General features: G+C 67.3%; 1 pseudogene. It reads right to left on the minus strand.

Annotated features, from left to right (window positions below):
• Window positions 1-333, minus strand: a pseudogene (locus H7J73_RS22905) (MFS transporter); the annotation flags it as partial.

Genomic DNA, 333 nt, shown 5'->3' on the forward strand with positions numbered 1-333 from the left:
CGGGGCATCTCCAGCAGTTGCGGGCCGACGAGCGACAACGCGAACATGCCGAAACCCACTGCGATGGACGCCAGGTTCGTCAGCAGCACCGGCCGTTTCAGGGTGGTGCGCATGTCGACGATCGGTGCGGGCACCCGGTACTGCCACCAGGTGAACACGCCGAAAACCACTGCCGCACCGGTGAACAGCCCCAGCGTGGTGCCGCTGCCCCAGCCCCACATGCCGCCCTTGGAGATCGGCAGCAACAGCATCACCAGCCCGATCCCCAGCGTGAGGGCGCCGATCGGATCGAAGCGGTGATCAGCGGACACCGGTTCCAGGTCGGGCACCAGC

It is taken from the genome of Mycolicibacterium komossense, from assembly GCF_025822605.1.
In the GTDB taxonomy this organism is placed as follows: Bacteria; Actinomycetota; Actinomycetes; order Mycobacteriales; family Mycobacteriaceae; genus Mycobacterium; species Mycobacterium komossense.